Source organism: Vibrio jasicida CAIM 1864 = LMG 25398, from assembly GCF_000400365.1.
GTDB classification, from domain to species: Bacteria; Pseudomonadota; Gammaproteobacteria; order Enterobacterales; family Vibrionaceae; genus Vibrio; species Vibrio jasicida.
The window spans coordinates 22,007-28,431 of record NZ_BAOG01000107.1; the positions used below are offsets into that span (position 1 = coordinate 22,007).

Consider the following 6,425-nt stretch of genomic DNA (forward strand, 5'->3'; position numbering starts at 1 on the left):
ATGATGATGGATATACTTATGTATCTATTTGAAACCTACATCCATAGCGATGCAGATTTACAGGTCGATCAAGACGAGTTGGAAGATGAGTTGCTTCGTGCAGGTTTCCAACAAAAAGACATCTACAAAGCCCTTGTCTGGTTAGAAGAGCTGGCGGCGTTGCAACAAAGTGACGCACATTCTGCTATCTCGACTTGCATTGCAGCGGCATCGACCCGTATTTATACATCGTCTGAGATGCAGCGTTTGGATCTTGAATGTCGTGGTTTTCTATTGTTTCTAGAGCAAATCAATGTTCTGACTACGGAAACTCGCGAAATGGTTATTGATCGGGTGATGGGGTTAGAAACTCATGAATTTGAGCTTGAAGACCTGAAATGGATCATTCTTATGGTGCTGTTTAATGTGCCGGGCAACGAAAACGCCTACACGCTGATGGAAGAGCTGCTATACACCAAGGAACAAGGTATTCTTCATTAATATCTTCTGCTTGAGCGATGAGTATGAGTAGTAAAATCGATCACAACCTTTTCTCGGCACATGAGCATGCGCTTGAGCGCGAACCTTGTCCTAAATGTGGTGGGGAAGTCTCTCTTAAACACGGTAAGCATGGCCCGTTTTTAGGTTGTAGCCATTATCCAAGTTGCGATTATATCAAGCCGCTACACAGCAATGATGGCCACATCGTAAAAGAGTTGGGCGTGCCTTGCCCAGATTGCGGTAATGAGCTGGTATTGCGGCAAGGGCGTTATGGTATGTTTGTTGGCTGCAGCCATTACCCAGAATGTCATCATATTGAGTCGATTAACCAACCTGAGCCAGAGCAGCAAGTGAAAGAGCAACATGCTTGCCCTGAATGTGGTAAAGGACATTTGGTTGAGCGTAAGACCCGATTTGGTAAAACATTTTACGCGTGTGATAACTATCCGAAGTGCAAGTTTGCGGTGAACTTGCCGCCTGTAAGAGGCCGCTGCGAGGAATGTGGATTTACCTTGTTGGTAGAAAAGAAACTGGCCAGCGGGGTTAAACTGCAATGCGCAAGTCGTAAGTGCCAGCATACTCAATCACAATAGCCTTCAGCTCTAATTAAAAAAGGGCCGCACGATGCGACCCTTTTGCTATTTATTCAGAAATATTTCTACGCTTGCCACTGCTTAGCGAATTCATGCACTGCAGGGAAGGCTTCTTCATCGAGAACATCTGCCAATGCACACAGTTTACGATTCAGCTCGCCAGTATAATCGCCGCACACGTTGATGTGACCCATCTTGCGACCCGCACGTTTTTCTTTGCCGTACCAATGAATGTGGCAACCGTCCATTGCTAGCAATGTTTCTGGCACTGTGTCTTCACCAAGAATATTAATCATCGAGGTTTCACGAACCAACTTCGTGCTGCCTAACGGCATACCGCATACTGCGCGTAGGTGGTTCTCAAACTGACAGGTTTCAGCACCCTGTTGAGTCCAGTGGCCAGAGTTGTGTACGCGTGGTGCGATTTCATTAACCAGCAACGTGCCGTCAACGTCAAAGAACTCCAGCGCTAACATGCCAATGTAATTCAAGTTGTGTGCAACGGCCGTGAACATCTGTTTCGCTTGCTCTTGCAACTCTGGTGCATCTATCGCAGTAGAAAGGCTCAATACACCATTGGTGTGGACGTTCTCTGCCAGAGGGTACACTTCAACGCTGCCATCTTTACCACGGGCACCAACCAGTGATACTTCGCGGTTGAAAGGGACAAATTCCTCGGCAACAATCGCTTGAGTTGGTGTTGCGGCAATGCACTCTGCCATCTCTGTCCAAATATCTTCGACTTGAGAAGTCTCTTTTAAGCGCCACTGGCCTTTACCATCGTAACCACCCAACGCACTTTTCAGAACCATTGGCATACCAACATGTTCAATTGCGCGGTCAAAGTCTTCACGATTTTCGATTACGTAGTATTTCGCGTTACGTACGTTTGCATCATCAAGCAATGCTTTCTCAATACGGCGATCACCACCCGCTTTGATGGCTTGCTTACTTGGTAGGAACTTACCACTGGCTTCACACACATCAAGCACGTCATGTGGGATATGCTCGAACTCAGCAGTAATGACGTCCACTTGTTCAATCGCATTCTCTAAGCCGTTACCTAGTACATGCTGAGTCAGTGGATGAACGATGTTACCACTGCCCACATCGTAAGCTGAGATTTGAATATTCAGTGGCGCACCAGCCAGAGACATCATACGAGCCAATTGGCCCGCACCAAGAACCAGTACATGCATCTGATTAATCCTCAGCAGGGTTTGGGTTCGCCAAAACGGTTTCCGTTTGTTCGTTACGGAACGCTTCGACTTTTGCCATGATCGCCTCATCATGTGTACCAAGGATTTGAGTAGCCAGAATGCCTGCGTTTGCTGCGCCTGCTTCACCAATCGCCAATGTGCCAACCGCAATGCCTTTTGGCATCTGTACGATAGAAAGCAACGAATCCATGCCTTTTAGTGCACGAGACTGAACTGGAACGCCAAGTACAGGTACGCTGGTAAACGCCGCCGCCATGCCTGGTAGGTGAGCTGCACCCCCCGCACCTGCGATGATGACCTTAATGCCACGTTCTTTCGCACTGCTTGCGTAATCAGCCAATAATTGAGGAGTACGGTGAGCTGACACCACCTTTGTTTCGTAAGACACGCCAAATTGATCCAGCATGTCCGCTGCTAGTTTCATGGTTGGCCAATCTGATTTAGAACCCATGATGATACCGACTTTCATCTCAAACTCCTTCAAGCTGCAAAATTAGGTGAGCTGATAAATTTGTGCGCATTATACGGGGATTTTTACCTCAAGCAAACGTTTGCGTGTATTTGTAAATGCTATTGATACATTTTATAAACAAATTGATTTAGTCTCTGAGAATGAATATTTGTACACTTAGTGCAAACACAACAGATAAGACTATCAGGAAGTAATTGGTGGATAACTTTGAACAGGTGCTTGAAGCACTACAAAAAGGCGAAGTGATTGCCTATCCAACAGAAGGCGTATTTGGTGTCGGCTGTGATCCAGATAACCCAAAAGCGATTCAAAAGTTGCTAGAGCTAAAGCTGCGCCCAGTAGAGAAAGGTTTAATCCTAATTGCTGCGAGTTATGAGCAGCTTTTGCCTTATGTTGATGAATCTCAGTTGACTCAAGAGCAGTTAGATAAAGTCCATGCGACGTGGCCAGGGCCATACACTTGGATCATGCCTGCGAGTGACAAAGTTTCTCACTGGGTATCGGGTCAATTTGATTCGATTGCAGTTCGTGTGACTGATCATCCTTTAGTACAAAAGATGTGTAATGCATTCGGAAAGCCGCTAACCTCTACCAGCGCGAATCTTACAGGTCTGCCTCCTTGCATGACGACGAAAGAAGTCGAAGAACAGTTAGGTGACCGACTTGTGGCGATCTTACGTGGTGAAACCAGTGGTCGTGACAAGCCTAGTGAAATCCGTGATGCTAAAACCTCGCAAATATTAAGACAGGGCTAACCCTGCTAGTCAGCAATCAATAGGTACTACACGTATGTCAGCAATCGATAAGCACGCCGTAAAGCAGTTCTTGATGTCACTTCAGGATTCCATTTGTCAGCAACTAGAACAAGAAGATGGAAAGGCCGTCTTTGTCGAAGATGCATGGCAACGTGAAAAAGGAGAGCGTCTTGGTGGCGGTGGCCGCACTCGCGTATTGCGTGATGGCCATATCTTCGAGCAAGGAGGAGTGAACTTCTCTCATGTAGAAGGTAATGAAATGCCAGCATCAGCGACAGCACATCGTCCGGAGTTAGCGGGTCGCCGTTTTGAAGCGATGGGTGTTTCTTTGGTTATCCACCCTAAGAACCCTTATGTACCGACTTCACATGCCAATGTCCGCTTCTTTATTGCAGAGAAAGACGGTGAAGACCCAATTTGGTGGTTTGGTGGTGGTTTTGACCTCACGCCTTTCTACCCATTTGAAGAAGATTGCCAATTATGGCACGACACAGCAAAACAGCTTTGTGCACCATTTGGTGACGACGTTTACGCAGAGCACAAAGCATGGTGTGACAAATACTTCTTCCTACCACATCGTAATGAAACTCGTGGTGTTGGTGGTTTGTTCTTTGATGACCTAAACCAGTGGGAATTCGACAAGTGCTTTGACTACATCAAAGCGGTTGGTGAGGGATACTGTCAAGCTTACCTACCGATAGTTGCTCGTCGTAAAGACATTGAATTCGGTGAGCGTGAGCGCGAGTTCCAACTGTACCGACGTGGCCGTTACGTAGAGTTCAACCTAGTGTATGACCGTGGCACTCTGTTTGGTTTGCAAAGTGGTGGTCGTACCGAGTCGATTCTTATGTCAATGCCACCACTTGTGCGTTGGGAATACAGCTATGAGCCGCAAGCTGGTTCACCAGAGGCTGAGCTTTACGAGCAATACCTAACGCCCCGAGAGTGGTAGGCGCTGAATCTCCTTTTCTATATAGATAGATAGTGATAGGGTCATCTGTAATCAGGTGGCCCTGTTTTTTTCTATATAAGTAAGGAATAAAGGTAAGGAAATGACTCAGCAAATTGATCGCTATGCCGTGTTTGGTAACCCTATCGGACACAGTAAGTCGCCATTCATTCACACCTTGTTTGCCCGTCAAACCAATCAGTCTTTGGTGTACACCGCAGAAAGTGCACCTGTTGATGGCTTTATTGACGCAGCTACGGTGTTTTTTGCTGAAGGTGGCAAGGGATGCAACATTACCATGCCATTTAAAGAAGACGCTTATCAATTTGCTAGTCGCCTCACAGAGCGCGCTCAGCTAGCGGGTGCGGTCAATACACTAAAGAAGCTTGATGATGGAGAAATCATTGGTGATAACACCGATGGTGCGGGTCTAGTACAAGACTTACTTCAGTATCAAGTCATGTTGGAAGGTGCACGAATCCTGATCATCGGTGCTGGTGGTGCTGCTCGTGGTGTGATTAAACCACTCCTTGAGCAAAACCCTATCTCTTTAACTATAACCAACCGTACCTTTAGCAAAGCTCAGGAGCTTGCAGAGTTGTTTGTCTCTCATGGCCCGATCACAACCAAAGAGATGGGGAGCATTGATGAAGAATATGATGTCATCATCAACTCCACTTCCGCTTCTCTTAGTGGTGAGTTGCCTGCTATTTCTTCTTCTATCTTTGGTAGCAATAGTACTAGCTACGATATGATTTATGGCAAAGGAGTGACGAGCTTTAATTTATGGGCAAAAGAAAACGGTGCTGCCTATGCGTATGACGGTCTTGGAATGTTGGTAGGGCAGGCAGCGGAAAGCTTTATGTTATGGCGAGGTCTACGCCCTGGCTCAAAACAAATTCTTAGAGAGCTAAGAAAGAATCTTGAAGGTCAGTAATCAATGAATCAATCCATTCTGTTCCCTGACATGCAGTCTTGGGATGAAGCATCACAATCGGTAAATTTTGCTGCGCAGCAATCAGGTGCGCTGATTGAGTGTTATGTCACTAAACAAAAGTTAGCAAAACTCAGTGGTTCACTGATTGAAACTGAGCAAGCGGCAATCAAAGTATTTACTGATTACCGCTTTGATCTTGAAGAAATCGCCGAAGAGTTAATAGAAGAGGAAGCCTTCAGTGAAGAAGGCCATATCATCATCGATTAGCGGGCTATTCCTAACTACTCATTGATGTCTTCCACATTCGTTAATGTAGTCGTTTTTGTTCTGCACATAGTTATTGGCAGACTTTTGCAAGAAAGCTCGTTCTTTCTCTGATAGAGGGCGAGCTTGTTTTACCGGACTGCCCACATATAAGTAACCACTTTCTAATACTTTCCCCGGTGGGACTAAACTTCCAGCGCCTATCATTACGTCTGATTCGACAACAACGTTATCTAAAACGATTGCTCCCATACCAACCAATACACGATCGTGGATTTCGCAGCCGTGTAACATGACTTTATGACCAATAGTGACATCATTACCAATGATTAGCGGATAGCCGTTGGGATTCTCAGCATTTTTATGGGTTACATGCAGTACGCTACCATCTTGAATATTGGTTCGAGCACCAATATGAATATGGTTCACATCACCACGAGCTGCAACTAGTGGCCAGACACTCGAATCGTCGCCAATACGAATATCACCGACTAAAACAGAGGTTGAATCTATGTATACACGTTTACCTAGCTGTGGGCGTATGCCTTTATAACTTCTGATTGAACTCATCTTTACTCCTTATAAAGCGCCAATAACAGTGATATCTGGTGAGAAGAGTAGCAAAAACTCGGCTTTTAGAATAAAAAACATTCAAACGATAAAAAAATCAAAAAAAAGGTGAAAAAGGGCTTGCCAATGTGATCGCAATCTCTATAATGCCACCTCGCTGACACGGCAACGCTTCGAAAGAAACG

Annotated in this window: 8 protein-coding genes and 1 pseudogene; 6 read left to right on the plus strand and 3 right to left on the minus strand. The window is 45.7% G+C overall.

The features are described 5' to 3' along the window. Together VJL_RS23275 and VJL_RS23280 are read left to right on the plus strand one after the other, a co-directional pair. Nucleotides 1–480, plus strand: coding sequence for a DUF494 family protein (locus VJL_RS23275; RefSeq protein WP_038870148.1), 480 nt, complete (start codon nucleotides 1–3; stop codon nucleotides 478–480). 23 nt (nucleotides 481–503) lie between these two features. Continuing rightward, nucleotides 504–1,073, plus strand: a complete 570-nt coding sequence (locus VJL_RS23280; RefSeq protein WP_038881687.1) for a DNA topoisomerase family protein — start codon at nucleotides 504–506, stop codon at nucleotides 1,071–1,073. Nucleotides 1,074–1,138: 65 nt separating this feature from the next. Here the strand turns inward: VJL_RS23280 and VJL_RS23285 are convergent, their stop codons facing one another. Next, nucleotides 1,139–2,272 (minus strand): 5-(carboxyamino)imidazole ribonucleotide synthase, encoded by a 1,134-nt coding sequence (locus VJL_RS23285; RefSeq protein WP_038881689.1) that lies wholly within the window; start codon nucleotides 2,270–2,272, stop codon nucleotides 1,139–1,141. 4 nt (nucleotides 2,273–2,276) lie between these two features. Then, entirely contained in the window at nucleotides 2,277–2,762 is a 486-nt protein-coding gene (purE, locus tag VJL_RS23290) for a 5-(carboxyamino)imidazole ribonucleotide mutase (protein WP_038881690.1), read from the minus strand. A gap of 200 nt (nucleotides 2,763–2,962) precedes the next feature. Here purE and tsaC point away from each other — a divergent pair, with 200 nt between their 5' ends. From tsaC to VJL_RS23310, 4 genes are all read left to right on the plus strand, one after another. Next, nucleotides 2,963–3,520, plus strand: coding sequence for an L-threonylcarbamoyladenylate synthase type 1 TsaC (gene tsaC / locus VJL_RS23295; protein WP_038881691.1), 558 nt, complete (start codon nucleotides 2,963–2,965; stop codon nucleotides 3,518–3,520). A gap of 34 nt (nucleotides 3,521–3,554) precedes the next feature. Next, complete coding sequence (gene hemF, locus VJL_RS23300) at nucleotides 3,555–4,472, plus strand: oxygen-dependent coproporphyrinogen oxidase (protein ID WP_038881693.1); 918 nt, start codon at nucleotides 3,555–3,557, stop codon at nucleotides 4,470–4,472. 100 nt (nucleotides 4,473–4,572) lie between these two features. Then, a complete protein-coding gene (gene aroE / locus VJL_RS23305) occupies nucleotides 4,573–5,406 on the plus strand; it encodes a shikimate dehydrogenase (protein ID WP_038881694.1) in 834 nt (277 codons plus the stop codon). Between the two features lie 3 nt (nucleotides 5,407–5,409). After that, nucleotides 5,410–5,673, plus strand: a complete 264-nt coding sequence (locus tag VJL_RS23310) for a DUF1488 family protein (protein WP_038881695.1) — start codon at nucleotides 5,410–5,412, stop codon at nucleotides 5,671–5,673. A gap of 14 nt (nucleotides 5,674–5,687) precedes the next feature. On the opposite strand, the pseudogene VJL_RS23315 reads toward VJL_RS23310, so the two are convergent. Continuing rightward, nucleotides 5,688–6,240: pseudogene (locus tag VJL_RS23315) on the minus strand (gamma carbonic anhydrase family protein). Between the last annotated feature and the right edge of the window lie 185 nt (nucleotides 6,241–6,425).

Excerpts from the sequence above, each read along its gene's own strand:
- VJL_RS23285 (WP_038881689.1), bottom strand. The coding sequence starts at position 2,272 with ATGCATGTACTGGTTCTTGGTGCGGGCCAATTGGCTCGTATGATGTCT.
- VJL_RS23310 (WP_038881695.1), top strand. The coding sequence starts at position 5,410 with ATGAATCAATCCATTCTGTTCCCTGACATGCAGTCTTGGGATGAAGCA.
- aroE (WP_038881694.1), top strand. The coding sequence starts at position 4,573 with ATGACTCAGCAAATTGATCGCTATGCCGTGTTTGGTAACCCTATCGGA.
- purE (WP_038881690.1), bottom strand. The coding sequence starts at position 2,762 with ATGAAAGTCGGTATCATCATGGGTTCTAAATCAGATTGGCCAACCATG.
- VJL_RS23275 (WP_038870148.1), top strand. The coding sequence starts at position 1 with ATGATGATGGATATACTTATGTATCTATTTGAAACCTACATCCATAGC.
- hemF (WP_038881693.1), top strand. The coding sequence starts at position 3,555 with ATGTCAGCAATCGATAAGCACGCCGTAAAGCAGTTCTTGATGTCACTT.
- VJL_RS23280 (WP_038881687.1), top strand. The coding sequence starts at position 504 with ATGAGTAGTAAAATCGATCACAACCTTTTCTCGGCACATGAGCATGCG.